Source organism: Chryseobacterium sp. AC405b (assembly GCF_979258685.1).
In genome coordinates this window covers 1,187,206-1,204,865 of the sequence record NZ_OZ409877.1, presented here as the reverse complement: position 1 = coordinate 1,204,865, position 17,660 = coordinate 1,187,206, and the positions used below count along the sequence as shown (strand labels likewise).

Here is a 17,660-nt window from a genome sequence, read left to right as displayed (position 1 = left end):
TAGGCTATCAACAATATAAACTAAGGTCGAAATTTAAAAGATCTCCTACTTTTTTGAACTCGTCATCGATAGTGGCATTGACCGTAATTCTTTCGTTTGAAACAGGATGATTGAAGGTCAACAGGTGTGCATGTAGTGTCATTTTGGTAATTCCAAAAGTTTCAAGCCATAACTTATTTTGTTTATTGCATCCATGTTTTCGGCAGCCTAAAATCGGATGCAAAATATGTTTAAAATGTTTTCTCAACTGATGAAATCGTCCCGTTTCAGGAATGGCTTCTACCAGACAATATCTGGAAGTCTGATGTTTTAAAAAAGGCAAATCGATTTCTGAGGTCTGCAGACGTTGATAATAAGTGACTGCATTCTGTTTAACTTCATTTTCGTTCACTAGATCATAATCAATTGTGTCTTCTTCATTTGCCCAGCCACGCAGGATAGCGATATACTTCTTTTCAACTTCCCGTGATGCAAATTGCTCACTCATTATTCTGAGTGTTTCTTTATCTAAAGTAAACAACAAAACCCCCGAAGTTTTTCTGTCTAAACGGTGCACAGGGAAAACTTTCTGCCCAATTTGTTTTTTCAGCTCCTGAATCGCATACGTGTCTGCTTCACCGGAATAAAAAGATTTATGCACCAATAATCCGCTGGGTTTATTGATGGCAATAAGATGCTCGTCTCGGTAAAGGATTTCTAACATGGGACAAAAGTAGGAAAACCTTATTCATTAAAAAAAATCGTGATTAAAGTTCACGTTTAAAAGTGTAATGAAACAAATACGTTCCCATATGTTCTCTACTTTCGACACTCACCAACTCCCAACCTTCATTACCATATTGGTTGAGCGTTTTATCTATTTCAATCGGATCGTATTCTACAGTCCAAAAATTAACTTTAGGCTTTAATACAACGGTTTTGTATTCGAATCTCTTTTTCATAGAAAATCTTTTATTTTAAATCTACAATTAATATTTGAATCCTGCTTGTTTCATAAAATTCAAAAATCAACATTATCTCTCAATAAATTGTCTTTTTTTATTGATTTTCGTGATTTTGGATTCCATTTTCATATTTTTGCAGTTCAGACGTAAAAAAATTATGGCAAAGCAAGAAGATGTTTTCAAGAAAGTGATTTCTCACGCTAAAGAATATGGTTTTATTTTCCCTTCCAGTGAGATCTATGATGGGTTATCCGCTGTTTATGATTATGGACAGAATGGTGCAGAACTGAAAAACAATATCAAACAATACTGGTGGAAAGCGATGGTACAGCTGAACGAAAATATTGTAGGTATTGATTCAGCAATTCTGATGCACCCGACTACTTGGAAAGCTTCGGGCCACGTTGATGCATTTAATGATCCTTTGATTGACAATAAAGATTCTAAAAAACGTTTCAGAGCAGATGTTTTGGTGGAAGATTACTGTGCAAAAATCGAGGATAAAGAAAATAAAGAAATTGAAAAAGCAGCCAAAAGATTTGGTGAGTCTTTTGATAAAGCTCAGTTTGAAGCAACGAATCCTAAAATTTTAGAATACCGTGCAAAAAGAACAGAAATCCTTTCGAGATTAGCAAAATCTTTAGAAAATGAAGATTTGGCCGATGTAAAAGCTTTAATTGAAGAACTGGAAATTGCTGATCCGGACACAGGTTCGAGAAACTGGACGGAAGTAAGACAATTCAACTTAATGTTCGGAACGAAACTGGGTGCTTCTGCAGATTCTGCGATGGATCTTTATCTAAGACCGGAAACTGCTCAAGGTATTTTCGTGAATTTCTCAAACGTTCAGAAAACTTCACGTCACAGACTTCCTTTCGGTATTGCTCAGATTGGTAAAGCGTTCAGAAACGAAATCGTTGCAAGACAGTTTATCTTCAGAATGCGTGAATTTGAACAGATGGAAATGCAGTTTTTCGTGGCTCCGGGAACCGAACTGGAATTTTACGAACAATGGAAAACAAAACGTCTGAATTGGCATCTGGCTCTTGGTTTAGGAAACGATAATTACAGATTCCATGATCATGAGAAACTGGCGCATTATGCAAATGCAGCAGCAGATATAGAATTTAATTTCCCGTTTGGATTTAAAGAACTGGAAGGTATTCACTCCAGAACAGATTTCGATTTGAAAGCGCATGAGAAATTCTCCGGAAGAAAATTGCAGTTTTTTGATCCTGAAAGAAACGAAAATTATGTTCCTTATGTCGTAGAAACTTCTGTTGGTCTCGACAGATTATTCCTTTCTATATTCTCGCATTGTTTAAAAGACGAGGTTCTGGAAGATGGTTCCGAAAGAACGGTTTTATCTTTACCGCCAGCTTTAGCACCGGTAAAAGCAGCAATTTTACCGTTGATGAAAAAAGACGGTTTAGCAGAATATGCTGAGAATATCTTTAATGATTTGAAATATGATTTCAATTTATTCTACGAAGAAAAAGATGCCATCGGGAAACGCTACAGAAGACAGGACGCCATTGGAACACCTTACTGTATTACGATTGACCACGATTCTTTAACAGATCACACGGTGACCATCAGAGACAGAGACACGATGCAGCAGGAAAGAGTTCCTGTTTCTGAGCTGAGACGAATTATTGATGAGAAAACAAATTTCAGAAATTTACTTTCTAAAATATAATATGGAAATAGAAAAAATCCCGATTTAAATCGGGATTTTTCTATTTGTTAAAAATATATCTCATTGTTTTGTCAATAGGAATTGTATTCTTTTTTTTGACATTTTCTTTGATTTTATTTTTCATTTTTTCTCTTTCCTCGGCAGGAAAGCTTGCAAATAGCCTATCAATGGAATTACCACTGTAATCAATATCATAAGCTACTTGATAATATTTTTCTTTTGAAATTTCTGTTCCTTTAATCTCTTTGATGGTATTAATTTCTTTTTTTAAAGAGAATAATTTAAATTGATAAAACTTTTTTTCATCTTCAATACTTACAATCAAACCAGGCAACCCTGCAAAAAAGTAAGGACCAAATTGAAAGGGATGCTCTTCAGAATAGCAAGCATTCCAATTTCTTCCATAAGCATATAATGTGGCTTCTTTACACTTAATCCCATTAACAGTTGTTTCTTTATTTTTTATGACCCAATTGTCCGGAAATTTTTGAGAATAAAAATTATTAATATTTTGAAAAGTTCTATTAATATTTATTTTCTTGTGAATGTTGTTAATTGTGATAATATCTTCGATGAAAGCTCCCGCACTGGTTGTCTCCGAGCTGTTAGTAGAATCAATTTTAAATCTATTATAACTTTTCAATAAACTGTCATTATTATCATTTATCAACAAAACTAACTGTTCGCTATGAGTGAAAGAAGAAAGTAGAGTCTGTTTTATATGTTAAATCATAAACCGCCTTGTAATTATATTCCTTTTGAGCGTTACAAAGAAATGACATGAAAGAGAGAACTAAGAGAGTAATTTTTTTCATTAACTTGGATATATTGATGTAGTTCTAGTTATTCTCCCCCCAGATTGTCCATTACAATCAATCAAATTCCATTGACCTAAGATATTATCAAAATCTTGCTGAGTGGGAGGATAGTTAAATGTATGATTATAGTTATGAGTTGATCCACAACTAGTTGTTACACTAACGGTGTAAACATAATCTACAAGTTTTAATTTTTTTAATGTCAGTAATTCGGGATTTCCAGTGCTTGCGCTAACTACGCCAGCAACTCCCATTAATACTACTAATACAATTTTTTCATAATGTAATATTTTATTAATGATTTCAAAATTAAAGTTAAAGTTAATACTAGCCAAATTTTCCCTATACTTTTTTCATTACAGAGCGAAATAAAAAAACTACGCTAACTTCTATTAAAAAGAATATATTTTAAATCTCATTTTATCATAAAAAAACAATAAAAACGGAGCTTGAAAATATTTTCAACAATTTATTTCAAATATTCTTGAATTCACTACTTTTGAATTTCAAATAATAACTATGAAGAAAATTTATGTATTGCTTTTTGGGTTAACCCAGGCTCTTGTGTATTCGCAAACTCAGGATTTAGCTTCTTTAGCTTCCGGACAAAACATCGGGATGAATGCGCTTTTTGACACTAAAGATAATTTATACGGTTACGTTTCTATGTATTCTTACGGAAAAACGGATAAAAAAACTCAGAAATTTGAATATGTAATTTTGGATAAAAACCTCAACCCTGTTGCCAATAAGGAATTTGAAGCAGGACTTTTGGTTTCCAACTATTTCGGATATGTAGATTTTAAAGGACAAATTATTTTACGACCTTCCGATTTCAACTATCTGCAGGCTTTTTCCAAAGATGTTGCTTTGCCTGTGTCGATGGTGATTAATCCTAAAACAAATACGGTTGCGCCAAAAATATATTACGATTATCTGGAAAACGGAACTTTTGTAGAAATCAATCAGCCAAAGAGTTTTAAAGAAGAAAGAAAAGAAAACCGAGCAGAGAAAAAAGACAAAGGCTACAATTATGTTTCTTCAGTCGGAGAAATTAAAGAAGGAGGCTTCATTGCTGTAGAATACAATGATTATGGAAGATATGTCAACAAAAACAGTCTGATAAAATTTGACGAAAACAAAAAAGAAATCTGGAGATACAAATACAATACGAATGGTGATAAAAAAGTATTTTCTGATCTAACCATTTTAGACAAAGATGAAAAAAGTCTTTACGGAATTCTGAAAAACGTCAATGACGACAATAAGACATTCAATCTTTTGGTTATTGATATGAAAACCGGAAAAGAAATTTCTAATAAACCCATCACCGGACTTTCTCCCGAAACTATAGACTATATAGATGATTTATATTCCAGTGGCAGGAGAATGGCGAATGACAAAGTTTTTGACGACCGAGTTGTGCTTCTGGGACGAAATTATGTTTCTGAGAAAGACAGAGGTTTTGCGAGATTTATGCTTGATAAAAAGAGCTATAATATTGATCTTAAAGAATTAAACTATAAACCGGATCTTTCTAACCACATTCCGAAACTGAGTGCAGACGGAGGCGTAGAAAACGGTTATTTTCTTCAGACCAAAGATGTCTTTTTCCTGAGTGACGGAAGCGTAGGTATTTTGTCGGAAAAATTTAAACCCGAAGGAAATTACAGTGCTCCGAAGACTACCGATTTAGTATATATCAATACCGATAAAGACTTTAAAGTAAAAGATGTGCAGATTTTTGAAAAAGAAAAAACAAGATGGTCAAATAACGATTATCTCTTTTCGCAATATCTGAATGACAGTAAAGATGTTGTCTTCTTCTATCGTGACTATCAAAAAGATCAGGTAACGAAAGAAAAAAAATGGAATCTCTTTATTAACACGGTGATCAACGGAAAATTTAAGCAGGAAATTATTCCTATTTCTGAGAAAGACAATTATATTGTAACACCGTATGTTGCAAAAGAAGGATATATTCTACTTCGGGAGCTTAATGAGAAAGAGAAGTTCAATCAGGTTCGTCTTGAACGATTGAATTATTAATAATAAAAAGAGAATCCTGATCGTAGAATCAGGATTCTTTCGTTTGATAGTAATCTGCGATATTTTTTATTTCATCCAGACTCAGATTCCACATAAAATTCAGAAACTGCTGGTAGCTTTCACTTTGATTCTTAGGATCCACACGATCCAAATATCGATTTAAGTTATAATTTTTCCGGGCTTCGTAGATTTTACCGAAACATTTTCCCAGCCAGCTTTTATAATACTTCTCTTCTTCCCCATCCTGTAAAAACTGGAGGGTTGCATAAATCCCTACTCCATAATCTTCTGAGTGATAAAAATTCGGCAACGTTTCCATTCTTGCGATTTTCTCAAGAACCGCATAAGATTCTGATGCTTTTTCGTCCGGAGCTTCAGTTTTCAGCTCGGAAAACAGCTTCTTGAGATGATTGATTCTCATGGTAACTTCAGGATGTGTTTTCAGAGAATCTTTATTCAGCTTTTCGTTAAAATGATTGTAGTTGTACAAAGAAAAGTCTTCTTTTTTCAGCCATTTATCCTGAAATTCCTGTTTCGGAAGATTAAAAAATTTCCTGTACGTTTCCACATTCAATTGGCGCGGGGAGATGGTATCAAAATCTTCCAGTCTTTTCAGCGTATTAATGAATTCTGTTTTTTTAAAATCACTGTTTTTAAAAACTATATATCCTAAAGAATCTGCCTGCATTTCCTGCTTTCTGTTTTCGGCACCTTTTTGATAAATTCTGTTTTTCAAAACATCAAAAGCCCTCTGATTGCGGTTTATTTTTGTGGATTTAATGTTTTGCACCACCATTTTATCCATCTGATCTTCGCCAATTAACTTGAGGAAAGTCTGCAGGGTATGTCCTGTAATTTTATGTCCTAATTCATGCGAAATAACAGATGCGAGCTGATCATCATTATTTAACCAATTGAAGAGCCCCATATTGATGACGAAAGTTCCGTCAGCAAAGCAGTAAGCATTCGGCGTATTGTTTTTAGCAATAAGGATTTTTAAATTTTGCGGAATCTGAGGATTGTTTTTTCTTAAGCGCTCAAGCAGATTTTTTACCTTTGCATCAAATACAGAATTGAAAATGAAATCTTTATTTTTCACCTGTTTTTCAAAATCTTTGCTTAATTCTTTATAGATTTTAGACAATTCGTTTCCTGCTTTTCCGGAATATTTTGTTTTTAAATCTTTAATTAAAAACTCATTGTTGGCAGAGTAATTTTTGATAAACTCTTTTCTTTGAACATAATCTGTGGTATCAAGCGGTTTATACGCTTGTCCAAAAAAAAATGCCGAAAAGGACAACAATAGAAAAGATAAATAATTTGTCATTATAACCATCAATAATCACAAAAATAATTCATTTAGTGATACATTTATTACTTTCTTTTCAAAATTATTTTAAATTTGTTAAAGATCGTTCATTATGACAATTGTAATATATTTTATCGCGTTGATCATTGCTTTGGTTGCTTTGATTTATCTTTTGGGATATGCTTATCTTTTTAGCGGAATTTCTAAAACGTATCTCCGAGGAAAATCCAGCGCCAATATTGATGACGGAAAATTTTTCAGAAGTAATCTTATTGCTACAGCTTCACCCAAACCTTGGGAAGAAGACCCGAATTGAATAAAAAAGAACTTCCAAAACATATTTCTGACGATCTTTTTCATTCTAATACTGCATCATTTTTAGTAATCAAAAATGGGAAGCTTTTACATGAGCAATACTGGAACGGCTATACATCACTTTCTAAAACCAACTCTTTTTCAATGGCAAAAGCAATTACAGTCATGCTGTACGGGAAAGCTCTGGAAGAAGGAAAGATTAAAAATATCGACCAGAATTTTTCTGAATTTTATGATGAGTTTAAAACCAAACCTTTCGGTAAAGATTTAACTTTAAATCATCTTGCAAAAATGGAATCTGGTCTGGATTGGGATGAAAACTACAAAAACCCTTTTCTTCCCAATGCCCGGGCTTACTATGGAAGAAGTCTGATGAAAGCTACATTTGCAAGAAAATTTAAAGAAAAACCTGGTGAAAGATTTGAATATCAAAGTGGCTCAACTCAGCTTTTGGGATTTGCTGTAAAAAAAGCAGTCAATCAATCTCTATCAAGTTACCTATCAGAAAAATTCTGGATTCCGTTAGGAATGGAAAAAAATGCCGAATGGAGCGTAGACGAAAGCAAAATGGAAAAAACCTATTGCTGTATTCATTCTAATTCCAGAGACTTTGCAAAACTCGGACAGCTGTTTTTAGATGACGGAAAAGTAAATGATAAACAGATCCTAAATTTAGATTTCATTGAAAAAATGAGAACTCCCACAGAAAAATCAAATCAAATCTACGGAATGGGATTATGGATTAACCATGACAATCCTATTAAACATTATTACTTCCTTGGTCTTCAAGGTCAGTATATCATCATGATTCCGGAGCACAAAATGGTGATCGTGAGAACCGGAAGCTATAACAATTTGCCTAAAACAGACCGCGGAAGACCAGATCAGGTGAAATTTCTTGTGAATGAAACCGTGAAATTATTTGCTTAAAAAATGGAAAAGTACAGCCCAAAAGTTGATGAATATATAGAACAATCTCAGGATTTTGCGAGGCCAATTTTAATCTATATCCGAGAAATTCTTCATGAGTTTTGTCCCGATGCAGAAGAAGCTATCAAATGGAAATTTCCGACTTTTATGTACAAGGGAAAAATTCTCTGCTCGATGGTTTCATTTAAACACTATTGCAGTATGGGATTTTGGCTGCATGATGCAATGCAGACATTAAAAAACCTTGAAACAGAGGTAGAAAGAACCAATATGTTCAGTTTGGGCAAGATTACCAAATTGGAAGATCTGCCGTCAAAACCTCAGCTTAAAAAAATTATTCTGGAAGCAATGGAACTCACCGAAATGGGTTTTAAGCTTAAAAAAACAGCACCCTCAAAGGTGGAAATTGCAATTCCTGAATATTTTAAAAATGTTTTAAACCAAAACAAAAAAGCGTTAGAATTTTTTGAAAAAGCTTCGGCCTCATTCAGAAAAGAATATATCCATTGGATTACAGAAGCTAAAACAGAAACTACCCGAAACAAGAGAATGGAACAGGCTCTGGAATGGATTTCAGAAGGCAAAGGAAGAAATTGGAAGTACGAAAAAAAGTAAAATAAGGAGGAACAAACCTTAAACTAAAAGTTTAGTGAAACCTGAAATTCGCCTCAGGAAGGGTATTATTTTTTAAGAAAGCTTCGTATTCGGGAGACATCTGAGCGCGTCCCCAAGTATTTTTACCACTCATGCTTCCGAGTCGCACCTTATCTTTGCCATATTTTTTATTCATAGCATCCATTGCTCTCATCACCGGTAAATGTTGGTTTTGGGTGTCTTCTTCAAACAAACTGATAAGTCTTTGGTCTTCAGGAACAAAATCATTCACAATAACACCCGCTTTTTTGTAATGGAAGCCTTCTTCGAAAATAGATTCAAATAAATCATGAACGACTCTTCCTATTAAAATAGAAGAATTGGTAGGATTCGGAAGAATTTGAGTTCTTGCATTTCTATACTCCGGCAAATCTTTTCTAAAACGGTTGGTCTGAACAAAAACCGTAATCATTTTGCAACAGGTATTTTGTTTCCTGAGTCTTTCGGAGCAATACATTCCAAAAGTTTCTACCCGTTCTCTTACCTCCTCTTTTTTTGTCAGCATTTGCATGAAACTTCTTGTCACTGCAATCGACTTTTTAGGAGACGGCGAATCTAATTCTAGCTGACGGATTCCTTTTAATTCATTAATCATTCTCACTCCATGAATTCCCATAATTTTTTGCACCCACATTTCCGGTTTCTGAAGTAAATCCCATGCTTTATAAACTCCGGCATCATTCATTTTTGCAGCAAGTCTTCGACCTATTCCCCAAACATCACCGATATTGAGCCATTTTAAAGCTTTCTCAATTTTTTCAGGAGTGTCTAAAATATATACTCCTTCATTAAATTTTTCAGGAAAATCCTTTACAATTCTGTTAGCAACTTTGCATAACGTTTTTGTCGGTGCAACACCAATACTTACAGGAATCTTCGCTTCATCTATAATTCTTTTCCGAATGTCAAGACAATACTCGTACACATTAATGTATTTAAAGCCTTTGAGACTTAAAAACAGTTCGTCTATACTGTAAGTTTCAAAATCTAAAACGTAAGAACTGGCGATCTTAATAACCTGTTGGCTTTTAAAATTATACAGTTCAAATTTTGCTGAGAAACTTTTTACATCATGTTGCTTAAAAAGTTCTTTATACTTGAATGCAGGTGCTGCCATCGGAATCCCCAGATCTTTTGCTTCCCTGCTTCGAGACACAACGCATCCGTCATTGTTGGAAAGTACCACAACGGGCTTGTTTTCGAGTGAAGAATCTAAAGTTCTTTCACAGGAAACAAAGAAATTATTGCAATCTACTAAGGCATACATGATTAAGAAATGACTGATTTAAAACACAAAACTATAACTTTTAAAACAGAATATTATGTTTAACTGAAACTTTAACATTTAATTTAATCAACTGATAATCATTATATTAAATAATTTTAAATACGTCATGTTTTGTCGCATTCCGCATCTATATTTGCTTTTTCAGAACAATTAAAAAAAATTTGATATGGATAAAATAACACTACAAAGAATTGAAAAGCTGCACCCGTTTGTAAGAGACGAAGTAAAAAAAATCATTGAAGAATGTGATACCGTTCTTACCGGAAAAGCAAAGGTAAGGATCACCCAAGGATGGCGAAGTTTTGAGGAGCAGGAAAAGCTTTACGCTATCGGCAGAATTACTTCAGGGAAAAAAGTTACCAATGCAAAAGCCGGACAAAGCATTCACAATTATGGTCTGGCTATAGACATCTGTATGATGATCAACGGAAAAACGGCAAGTTGGGACACCGTAAAAGACTGGGATAATGATCAAGTTGCCGATTGGTACGAATGTGTGAAAATTTTCGCAAAATATGGCTGGGATTGGGGCGGAAACTGGAAAACTTTCAAAGATCTCCCCCACTTTGAGAAGAAAAATATTCTGACGAAAAAGGGACTGGTGAAGACGAGCTGGAGAACACTTTTAAAGATGAAAAGAGATAAAGATGGATATGTTGTTTTTTAGAAATAATTTAATACGACGAGTTTTGGCGTCATAGTGATATAGTTTTGTTTCTCAGGAATTTAAAGAAAAAATGTTTAACTAAAAAATGATGAAATGAGTGTTATAAAACCTTTGGCTGTGCCAAAAATAAGAGCAATGCAAAACTTGGGTATTCCCAAAATAAAGTCCATTCATGCTTTAGGGTTATCACCGAAATTATCGGGAGACTATAAAGCTGATTTTTATGGTTTAAAAAGAGGAGAAAGTATAAATATTAGTAAAGTTTTTCAGTATTTGAAATCTAAATTACCACTAAAAATTAATTATGAAAATTATGAAAGTCCTTCAACAAAGGAGTATGAAGTAATAGGAACAGATGGTGTGATGGAAGTCGATCGGATTTTAAATATCCCATTTGAATATACCAATGAATACAAACAAAAAATAAAATCGGAGTTAAAATGCGGAATCAACAAAAGATATGATTTTGTTGAATATATACCTTACGCAAATTTTCCCTTCAGTAAAGATGCCGAATTTAGAATTTTATACTTTTATACAGAAACTGAACAATGGAGACAAGAAGTAGCAAATACCCTATCTGAAACAGATTTTTCCATTAATGATAAATATGTTGGGATACAATTTGTTTCCAATAAAATCAATGACCTTTATCACTTAATGAAAGAAATACAAGGAGAAAAAAATGCAGAATGGTATAAGATTCTGGTTAATCAAAAGTTTACAGAAAAATTTAAAAACTATAAATCTGTTGAGGAGCTAATCTCGCTTTATGATTGGGCTCCAGATTTCACTTTGGGTTCTTTAAGCGGTGAAACTCTTTGGAAACACATCAGTATGTTTTACAAGTATGATACCACAGGGAATTTCAGCTTTGTAAAAGATGGCAGTTCTTCTTTAATGAGGGGGTTTTTTTTGCTTTTAATACAGAAGAAAAGATAAAATACCTTATGGGGCAATTTCATAAGGATCAAAGCTTCATAAAGAAAATTTATGATGCCTTGGACGGAACAATGTTTTTCGGCGGTAAGGAACAAAAATGCCAAACGGTGTTTGCCAGTATTATTACAGGTTTTTGCTTTGCTGACACTTCTACTCTCAATTTCACAGATGAAATTTTCTATCTCGGGAACAATTATTATGTAAATGTAAAAGATGTAGAGAATAATGATAAGGAACAAAGCAAATATTGGGTTGAGCAACGCCATAAAACCGACACCTATTATACAGACAGCGGAACAGTCATGATAGAAATGGGGGGAGATATGGTTTTGAAAAGCAGGATAAAAATGAACCCTTTGGATATTGTAACTGTTTTGCAAAAAGATACGGACAGCCTGATGTTTGTACCTATTCTTTTTTTGAAAGATCAGGATCATCAGAAAGATGTCGAAAATCTATTGACGGCAGTAAGAATTGGTGTTGATATGCTGGCAATTGGGCTCACCGTAGCCACTTTGGGAGGTGCTTCACCATTACTGGCTGTTGTGGGCGCTTTGGAAATAACCATTGCTGCAACAGATATTGTAGTTATGGCCAATAAAGACAAGCTTTCAGAAGAATTCTTACAACTGTGGGAAAAAATTTATATTATTGGTGGTATTGCTACTGCTTCACCGTTTGTAGTGTCTTCTCTCTATAAATTAGGTGGAAAAATTTTGGTTTCTTCTGCTAAAGCAGAAATGAAAAATTTTGTGCAGAGCTGTATGATGAAGATGATTTTGGAGAGTGAAATTTCTAATTTCAGTAAGAATACTTTAAAAATTGCCAACCAGGAAAACATAGCAAAAGCTTCTGAGTTTTTCTTTGATAAATCCAGCTTTAAAGTATTTTGGGAACAAGGCTGTCAATTGGCTTACGGAGAAGTGAAACTGGGCAATACTGTGCAAAATGAAATTGCATTGGTATACAAAGGGGTTTCTATAATACAAGGAAGTGCAAAAGAAATAAGACCTAAGCTGATGAAGCTTTATACAGCAAGATATAATAAGTCTACTCTAGAAGTGCTATTAGAAAACCTTTATAAATTAACGCCAAAGTTAGACCAAACGAAAAGATTCTGGACATGCTTTAATGAAGCTGAATCAGAACTTAAGTGGGGCAAATTATCTACTAAGGAAATTGAGAAAAATATTGAATCTGCCATCAAAAATACTAAAACATCTGTACAATGGGAAGGCGAAGTAGCAAAAGCTTTTTCTGAAATAGATGAAGTAAAACAGATAGGAACAAAAGTAGAATACCGTAACAGTAGTATGACTAAATATGGTCCAGCAGGAGACTATGATGTGCTTACAGAAAAATATTTAGTAGAATGTAAAGAAAGTGTTTCAAAAAATATTGATGAAGATTTTCTCAAACAATTTGACAAATATATTAATCTTAATAATGAAAAATATATCAATATCAATAATAGAAAAGTGGTGCTTGCGATAAAAAGTTTTAAGGATAATGCATTAAATTTGTCTCATCCTGTATTACAACAATTAAAAAGTAAAGGAGTAATAATAATAACAGATCTAAAACAAATTAAAAATTTGAAGTAATGGCAAATACAATTTATATAATAAATAAACAATACATTAACACAAACATTTTAGTGAGTAAACTTGAAAAAGTAGCTCAACAATTAAGTTTCCAATTCAGACAGTTTGATAATGATTACCCTATTAACATTAATATTTTCAACGAAAAAAATGAATTACTAGACATTTATCTTAGAGATGTCGCAGGCTACAATAGATCATTCAATAATTTATACGGAATACAGAATTATGGTATTCTTATGAGTATAGATTATCATAAAGACGAAAAGCCCATCGTTCCGTTTCTAAAAGAAGTTCTAAAAGACATGCCGCAATTATTAGTATATGATGAAGAAACTCCTAAAGGGATAGATTGTTATGTATATAATAAACAGTTTTTTGATAGCAATCAAGGAACTGATTATTATGCTATCATGGATAAAAATCCACCTAAAAATTTAAATGACCTAGCTTAATATGTAACCGCTCAAATTTCTTGAGCGGTTTTTAGTTGCCAAAAAACATATTTTTAACACGTCAAGTTCTGTCGCACTCCGCTCCTACCTTTACTTACCAAACAACAGTAGAGAAAATGAAAAAAGTAACCCTACTTTCTTTAGACGGAGGCGGAATAAGAGGTATCATTACCTGTATTATTTTACGCTACATAGAAGAGCAACTTCAGATCTATGATCACCCAAAGGCGAAGCTTGGAGATTATTTTGATCTGGTTGCAGGAAGCAGCACGGGAGCATTGATTGCTTCGATTATTTTGTGTCCAGACGAACAACGAAAAGCAAAATATTCTATCCAGAAAGGTCTTGAATTATACGCTGAAAAGGGCGGCAATATATTTCAGGTTTCCTTTTGGGAAAGACTGGTCAATCCTTTTGGATTGTTGAATGAAAAAATCTCCCAGGAAGCACTTGAAAAAAACCTGAATGATTTTTTTGGAAAATTAGAATTAAAAGAACTGATAAAGCCCTGTTTAATAACAAGTTACGATATAGAAAACAGAAGAGCCAAACTTTTTAATTCATGGAAAGCCCATCTAAATACAGATAATTTTTATGTAAAAGACGTTTGCAGAGCAACTTCGGCTGCACCTACTTATTTTAGTCCGGTACAAATTAAATCAATGTACGGACAGATTTTCAGCCTGATCGACGGAGGAATGTTTGCCAATAATCCCGCACTTTGTGCTTATGCAGAAGCCAGAAAAATTCCGTTTGCCGAAGTGCTGAAAAACCATCAGAAAGCCAACCATCCAACTGTGAATGATATGATCATCATCTCTATCGGAACGGGTATTGAATCTAAAAATTATTCTTTTAATAAAATGGAAAAAGCCGGGAAAATAGGTTGGGTAACACCAATTATAGACATCCTCATGTCTGCAAATGCAGAGACCGTGGATTATCAGCTTGGGCAGATGTTTCAGACTTTGGGTCAGAGAAATCAAAAAAATTATTACCGCATCAATCCTTCTCTGAAAAACGCTTCACCTGCAATGGATAATGTAAGAAGATCTAATATTGAAAATCTTATTCAGGCAGGATTGAGTTATATTGATGATAACAGAGAAACTTTAAATCAAATTGTGCAAAAATTAATCAGAAATAAAATATAAGCTATTTTGCTTATAAATGTAATAAATAAGGTTTTAAGCTTATATTGATTCAGTGAAAATGAAATAAAACACTTCATGTTTTTTGACGACACAAAAAATGATCTTATTTATAATTAAAAAAGCAAATACACTGCGAAAATATAAATTTAAAGATAAAGAAAATTATAACACGACGAGTTTTGTCGTCCCTCGAAGCTATCTTTGAAGTAAGAAAAATCCTCAAGAAAACACAAACTATTTTAATGAGATTAATAAGAAAGATATAATACGACGAGTTTTGTCGCCCCTCGAAATTATCTTTGAAGTAATAAAAATCCTCAAGAAAAACACAAACTATTTTAATGAAATTAATAAGAAAGATTATAACACGACGAGTTTTGTCGCCCTCTCCTATTATCTTTGAAGTAACAAAATAACTAGAGAAATGGCAGCTCAATAAGTTCATTTCAGTCTTAAAAATAACCCAAACAAATTTCTATTATTATCATTCTTCAGTTTGAAAAAACTGAAACAGGAAATGTATTATCCAATTTTGAATATTAGTCTGCTAGCACTAACTATATATTATTTAACCCATTTTTTAACCTTTAAATTTTTAAAATTATGCCAAATTTAGTACAAGAACTAAACAGTTTAGATTTCAGCGTTTACATCGGAGGTCCTTTGCAGGCAGCTGTAAAAGCACAACATGATGCTTCCATTTCTCAGGTCAACTTCATTAAAGAAGTAGGTTTTATCCCCGGTACAACAACAGGAACAGGCGCTGCAGCCGTGACCACACCTTCTCAGTTGAGATATGTAGATTTTAATTACGAAAAATCTATTCCTAATCCCGATTTTGGTAAAACTCTTCAACAATTGAAAGATGAGGGAAGAATTGATGCCGCTGCAACGCAAATACCACCGAGCATTAATGTTGCGCTGCAATTCCTTAAATCAGCTGTAAACCTAAAAGTTCCTTTCCTTACGATGCTTACGGTTCCGGCTTTAAGAATTGATGAGATTACAATTGATTTTAATGCAAAATTGAATTCAGTAGAAACTCAAAACGTATCAAGCGAATTCGCAGGAAGCGCATCTATCAGTGCAAAGTTCTGGAAAGTAAAATTCAATGCATCTGCTTCTTATAAGAAGACGACTTCAAGCACTTCAACGACAGAAAAAACATACACTTTGGGTGTACATGTAAGAGCTGTAAATGATGAATTGCCTGCCGGTCTTTCAAGAATCATGGATATGTTGGAAGACAGTATTGCTGCTGTTTAATTTTTATCTTTTTTTCGGATGGTTGCTTCGGCAGCCATCCTTTTCAACTATTTTTTTATTAATTATTAAAACATGATATTATGCCAAAATTGAATGAATACTTAGGAGGTCTTGTTTCAGAGATTGCTTCTGCCAGAAAAATGGCAGATCTACAAACAGTGCAAATTGCAAGAGAATACGCAAAAGATGATATGCTGAAACATTTTTCTATTCCGAGAATGAAAGTGAGCAGCGTAGATCTTACAGTGCCTTTTGCACAGGCCGGAGCTTCAGCTAAAATGAGTTTTAAAGAATTTATATATGATGAAATTACGACTATTGCAAAAGAAGATTACGACCCGCTTGATGAATCAAATAATACAATTTTAAAAAATTATTTATCTTCTTTAGAACCAGAGTATAATAAGATTATAACAACCATTAAAGCTTATGAAATGCGACTAATAGATACATCAGCTCAGCAATTGGATACTCAAAGTCAGCGATCAATTGTAGCAGACGATCATCCGCTGATCAAAGAAGGCACTTTTGACGCTTTATCGAAACAAATTCTTACATTTTGCTTAAACAATTTCAACTGGATGAAAACAATAGATGAAAATCTGTTTACTCAAAGCATACGCAACAGAATGATCATAGAATACGAAAACGGTATTAAAAATCTGCCAACTCAGACCAGTGAAATCATTGTAGAAGCAAGCCAACTGATGAAAATAGACCCTAAATATCTGATCTATGCTAAAATGACAATCACAGAATCCGGAATGGAATGGAGTAAATATGAAAACATTAATGGTGATATTGTAGAAACTCTAATACCTGAATAATACGATGAAAAAATCACAATTTATTTTAGTAAGCCAATTAAAAGAAAAACTACAAGAGTTTCCAAACATTGTTTCATCACTGGAAACAAAAGATCCTTATTTTATTGAAAGAATATTATCCTGGTTAAAATCTGTAGAAGATATTCTGTCTACAAATAATATCAGCGAAGTCTCAGAAATGGCAGGCTTTAGAAGTAAAATACTTACGGCTAAATTCAGTGATGAAAGAGGCACAAATATTAAGAAAAATCAAATAAAAATTGCTGCAGGAAGTCTTTATAACATACAAAACACTGTACTCAATGTTTTGATGCCTTATGAACAAAAAATGAATGAATGTAGGGAAATCATCAAACAATTATTGGTTTTAGCAACCCAAACAAAAGCAGTAGAATATGACAGCAAAATAGATTTTGAAGATTTTGTGAGAAAAATATGGCAATATATACTTTATGATGACAACCTAAGAGCCGGAGCTGCAAGACTAAAATCTGTACTTTCAGATATGGATATCATTATGCTTATCGCTGATGAAATTAATCCCGAAGATTTTTCATAAACAAAAAAAATAACTCAAAAAATTTGAGTTATTTTTTTTATACGTCAACTTTTGTCGCTTCCCCCTTCTATCTTTGGAATAGAAATAAAAACACAAAAAACAATCATTAAAATCTTTTAAAAGCCCTTGAATTCACCATTTTAATATGCTGAACAGCCTGAAATATGTAAAAAATTTACT

At 33.4% G+C, this 17,660-nt stretch carries 19 protein-coding genes; 13 read left to right on the top strand and 6 right to left on the bottom strand.

Annotation, left to right across the window (positions count from 1 at the left end):
- Nucleotides 1–7: 7 nt before the first annotated feature.
- Entirely contained in the window at nucleotides 8–703 is a 696-nt protein-coding gene (locus tag ACZZZA_RS05820) for a pseudouridine synthase (RefSeq protein ID WP_463430248.1), read from the bottom strand.
- 43 nt (nucleotides 704–746) lie between these two features.
- Nucleotides 747–941: a DUF4177 domain-containing protein gene (locus ACZZZA_RS05815; protein WP_463430247.1), complete on the bottom strand. Its 195-nt coding sequence runs from the start codon at nucleotides 939–941 to the stop codon at nucleotides 747–749.
- Nucleotides 942–1,101: 160 nt separating this feature from the next.
- Between ACZZZA_RS05815 and ACZZZA_RS05810 the strand changes: the two genes are divergently transcribed.
- Complete coding sequence (locus ACZZZA_RS05810; protein ID WP_463430246.1) at nucleotides 1,102–2,643, top strand: glycine--tRNA ligase; 1,542 nt, start codon at nucleotides 1,102–1,104, stop codon at nucleotides 2,641–2,643.
- A gap of 40 nt (nucleotides 2,644–2,683) precedes the next feature.
- Here ACZZZA_RS05810 and ACZZZA_RS05805 read toward each other — a convergent pair whose 3' ends face one another.
- Nucleotides 2,684–3,313: a GLPGLI family protein gene (locus tag ACZZZA_RS05805; RefSeq protein ID WP_463430245.1), complete on the bottom strand. Its 630-nt coding sequence runs from the start codon at nucleotides 3,311–3,313 to the stop codon at nucleotides 2,684–2,686.
- A gap of 144 nt (nucleotides 3,314–3,457) precedes the next feature.
- A complete protein-coding gene (locus ACZZZA_RS05800) occupies nucleotides 3,458–3,796 on the bottom strand; it encodes a hypothetical protein (RefSeq protein WP_463430244.1) in 339 nt (112 codons plus the stop codon).
- A 184-nt stretch (nucleotides 3,797–3,980) separates the two neighbouring features.
- On the opposite strand from ACZZZA_RS05800, the gene ACZZZA_RS05795 reads away from it, so the two are divergent.
- Nucleotides 3,981–5,510, top strand: coding sequence for a hypothetical protein (locus ACZZZA_RS05795; RefSeq protein WP_463430243.1), 1,530 nt, complete (start codon nucleotides 3,981–3,983; stop codon nucleotides 5,508–5,510).
- Nucleotides 5,511–5,538: 28 nt separating this feature from the next.
- On the opposite strand, the gene ACZZZA_RS05790 is transcribed toward ACZZZA_RS05795, so the two are convergent.
- Nucleotides 5,539–6,837 (bottom strand): M48 family metalloprotease, encoded by a 1,299-nt coding sequence (locus ACZZZA_RS05790; RefSeq protein WP_463430242.1) that lies wholly within the window; start codon nucleotides 6,835–6,837, stop codon nucleotides 5,539–5,541.
- Nucleotides 6,838–6,931: 94 nt separating this feature from the next.
- Between ACZZZA_RS05790 and ACZZZA_RS05785 the strand changes: the two genes are divergently transcribed.
- From ACZZZA_RS05785 to ACZZZA_RS05775, 3 genes are read left to right on the top strand one after another with little or no spacing between them, the layout of a single operon-like run.
- Entirely contained in the window at nucleotides 6,932–7,135 is a 204-nt protein-coding gene (locus ACZZZA_RS05785; RefSeq protein WP_463430241.1) for a hypothetical protein, read from the top strand.
- Entirely contained in the window at nucleotides 7,114–8,064 is a 951-nt protein-coding gene (locus ACZZZA_RS05780; protein WP_463430240.1) for a serine hydrolase domain-containing protein, read from the top strand. Before ACZZZA_RS05785 ends, ACZZZA_RS05780 begins: the two co-directional genes overlap by 22 nt.
- A gap of 3 nt (nucleotides 8,065–8,067) precedes the next feature.
- Complete coding sequence (locus ACZZZA_RS05775; RefSeq protein WP_463430239.1) at nucleotides 8,068–8,679, top strand: YdeI/OmpD-associated family protein; 612 nt, start codon at nucleotides 8,068–8,070, stop codon at nucleotides 8,677–8,679.
- Between the two features lie 31 nt (nucleotides 8,680–8,710).
- Here the strand turns inward: ACZZZA_RS05775 and ACZZZA_RS05770 are convergent, their stop codons facing one another.
- Entirely contained in the window at nucleotides 8,711–9,985 is a 1,275-nt protein-coding gene (locus tag ACZZZA_RS05770) for a Y-family DNA polymerase (protein ID WP_463430238.1), read from the bottom strand.
- A 187-nt stretch (nucleotides 9,986–10,172) separates the two neighbouring features.
- On the opposite strand from ACZZZA_RS05770, the gene ACZZZA_RS05765 reads away from it, so the two are divergent.
- From ACZZZA_RS05765 to ACZZZA_RS05730, 8 genes are all read left to right on the top strand, one after another.
- Nucleotides 10,173–10,673: a M15 family metallopeptidase gene (locus ACZZZA_RS05765; protein ID WP_463430237.1), complete on the top strand. Its 501-nt coding sequence runs from the start codon at nucleotides 10,173–10,175 to the stop codon at nucleotides 10,671–10,673.
- A gap of 93 nt (nucleotides 10,674–10,766) precedes the next feature.
- On the top strand, nucleotides 10,767–11,615 hold the full coding sequence (locus tag ACZZZA_RS05760) for a hypothetical protein (RefSeq protein ID WP_463430236.1): 849 nt from the start codon (nucleotides 10,767–10,769) through the stop codon (nucleotides 11,613–11,615).
- A gap of 8 nt (nucleotides 11,616–11,623) precedes the next feature.
- A complete protein-coding gene (locus ACZZZA_RS05755; RefSeq protein WP_463430235.1) occupies nucleotides 11,624–13,219 on the top strand; it encodes a hypothetical protein in 1,596 nt (531 codons plus the stop codon).
- The gene (locus tag ACZZZA_RS05750) at nucleotides 13,219–13,674 is read left to right on the top strand and encodes a hypothetical protein (protein ID WP_463430234.1); all 456 of its coding nucleotides are present in this window, start codon (nucleotides 13,219–13,221) and stop codon (nucleotides 13,672–13,674) included. The genes ACZZZA_RS05755 and ACZZZA_RS05750 overlap by 1 nt, the downstream gene beginning before the upstream one ends.
- A gap of 116 nt (nucleotides 13,675–13,790) precedes the next feature.
- On the top strand, nucleotides 13,791–14,828 hold the full coding sequence (locus ACZZZA_RS05745) for a patatin-like phospholipase family protein (protein WP_463430233.1): 1,038 nt from the start codon (nucleotides 13,791–13,793) through the stop codon (nucleotides 14,826–14,828).
- 603 nt (nucleotides 14,829–15,431) lie between these two features.
- Nucleotides 15,432–16,094, top strand: coding sequence for a DUF2589 domain-containing protein (locus tag ACZZZA_RS05740; protein ID WP_463430232.1), 663 nt, complete (start codon nucleotides 15,432–15,434; stop codon nucleotides 16,092–16,094).
- Nucleotides 16,095–16,174: 80 nt separating this feature from the next.
- Entirely contained in the window at nucleotides 16,175–16,921 is a 747-nt protein-coding gene (locus tag ACZZZA_RS05735) for a hypothetical protein (protein WP_463430231.1), read from the top strand.
- Nucleotides 16,922–16,925: 4 nt separating this feature from the next.
- Entirely contained in the window at nucleotides 16,926–17,480 is a 555-nt protein-coding gene (locus ACZZZA_RS05730; protein WP_463430230.1) for a hypothetical protein, read from the top strand.
- Nucleotides 17,481–17,660: the final 180 nt, after the last annotated feature.

Bases quoted from the DNA above. Each gene is read 5' to 3' on its own strand.
- ACZZZA_RS05775 (WP_463430239.1), top strand. From the start codon at position 8,068: ATGGAAAAGTACAGCCCAAAAGTTGATGAATATATAGAACAATCTCAG.
- ACZZZA_RS05745 (WP_463430233.1), top strand. From the start codon at position 13,791: ATGAAAAAAGTAACCCTACTTTCTTTAGACGGAGGCGGAATAAGAGGT.
- ACZZZA_RS05755 (WP_463430235.1), top strand. From the start codon at position 11,624: ATGGGGCAATTTCATAAGGATCAAAGCTTCATAAAGAAAATTTATGAT.
- ACZZZA_RS05750 (WP_463430234.1), top strand. From the start codon at position 13,219: ATGGCAAATACAATTTATATAATAAATAAACAATACATTAACACAAAC.
- ACZZZA_RS05820 (WP_463430248.1), bottom strand. From the start codon at position 703: ATGTTAGAAATCCTTTACCGAGACGAGCATCTTATTGCCATCAATAAA.
- ACZZZA_RS05765 (WP_463430237.1), top strand. From the start codon at position 10,173: ATGGATAAAATAACACTACAAAGAATTGAAAAGCTGCACCCGTTTGTA.
- ACZZZA_RS05735 (WP_463430231.1), top strand. From the start codon at position 16,175: ATGCCAAAATTGAATGAATACTTAGGAGGTCTTGTTTCAGAGATTGCT.
- ACZZZA_RS05740 (WP_463430232.1), top strand. From the start codon at position 15,432: ATGCCAAATTTAGTACAAGAACTAAACAGTTTAGATTTCAGCGTTTAC.
- ACZZZA_RS05790 (WP_463430242.1), bottom strand. From the start codon at position 6,837: ATGACAAATTATTTATCTTTTCTATTGTTGTCCTTTTCGGCATTTTTT.
- ACZZZA_RS05785 (WP_463430241.1), top strand. From the start codon at position 6,932: ATGACAATTGTAATATATTTTATCGCGTTGATCATTGCTTTGGTTGCT.
- ACZZZA_RS05795 (WP_463430243.1), top strand. From the start codon at position 3,981: ATGAAGAAAATTTATGTATTGCTTTTTGGGTTAACCCAGGCTCTTGTG.
- ACZZZA_RS05770 (WP_463430238.1), bottom strand. From the start codon at position 9,985: ATGTATGCCTTAGTAGATTGCAATAATTTCTTTGTTTCCTGTGAAAGA.
- ACZZZA_RS05810 (WP_463430246.1), top strand. From the start codon at position 1,102: ATGGCAAAGCAAGAAGATGTTTTCAAGAAAGTGATTTCTCACGCTAAA.
- ACZZZA_RS05815 (WP_463430247.1), bottom strand. From the start codon at position 941: ATGAAAAAGAGATTCGAATACAAAACCGTTGTATTAAAGCCTAAAGTT.
- ACZZZA_RS05730 (WP_463430230.1), top strand. From the start codon at position 16,926: ATGAAAAAATCACAATTTATTTTAGTAAGCCAATTAAAAGAAAAACTA.
- ACZZZA_RS05760 (WP_463430236.1), top strand. From the start codon at position 10,767: ATGAGTGTTATAAAACCTTTGGCTGTGCCAAAAATAAGAGCAATGCAA.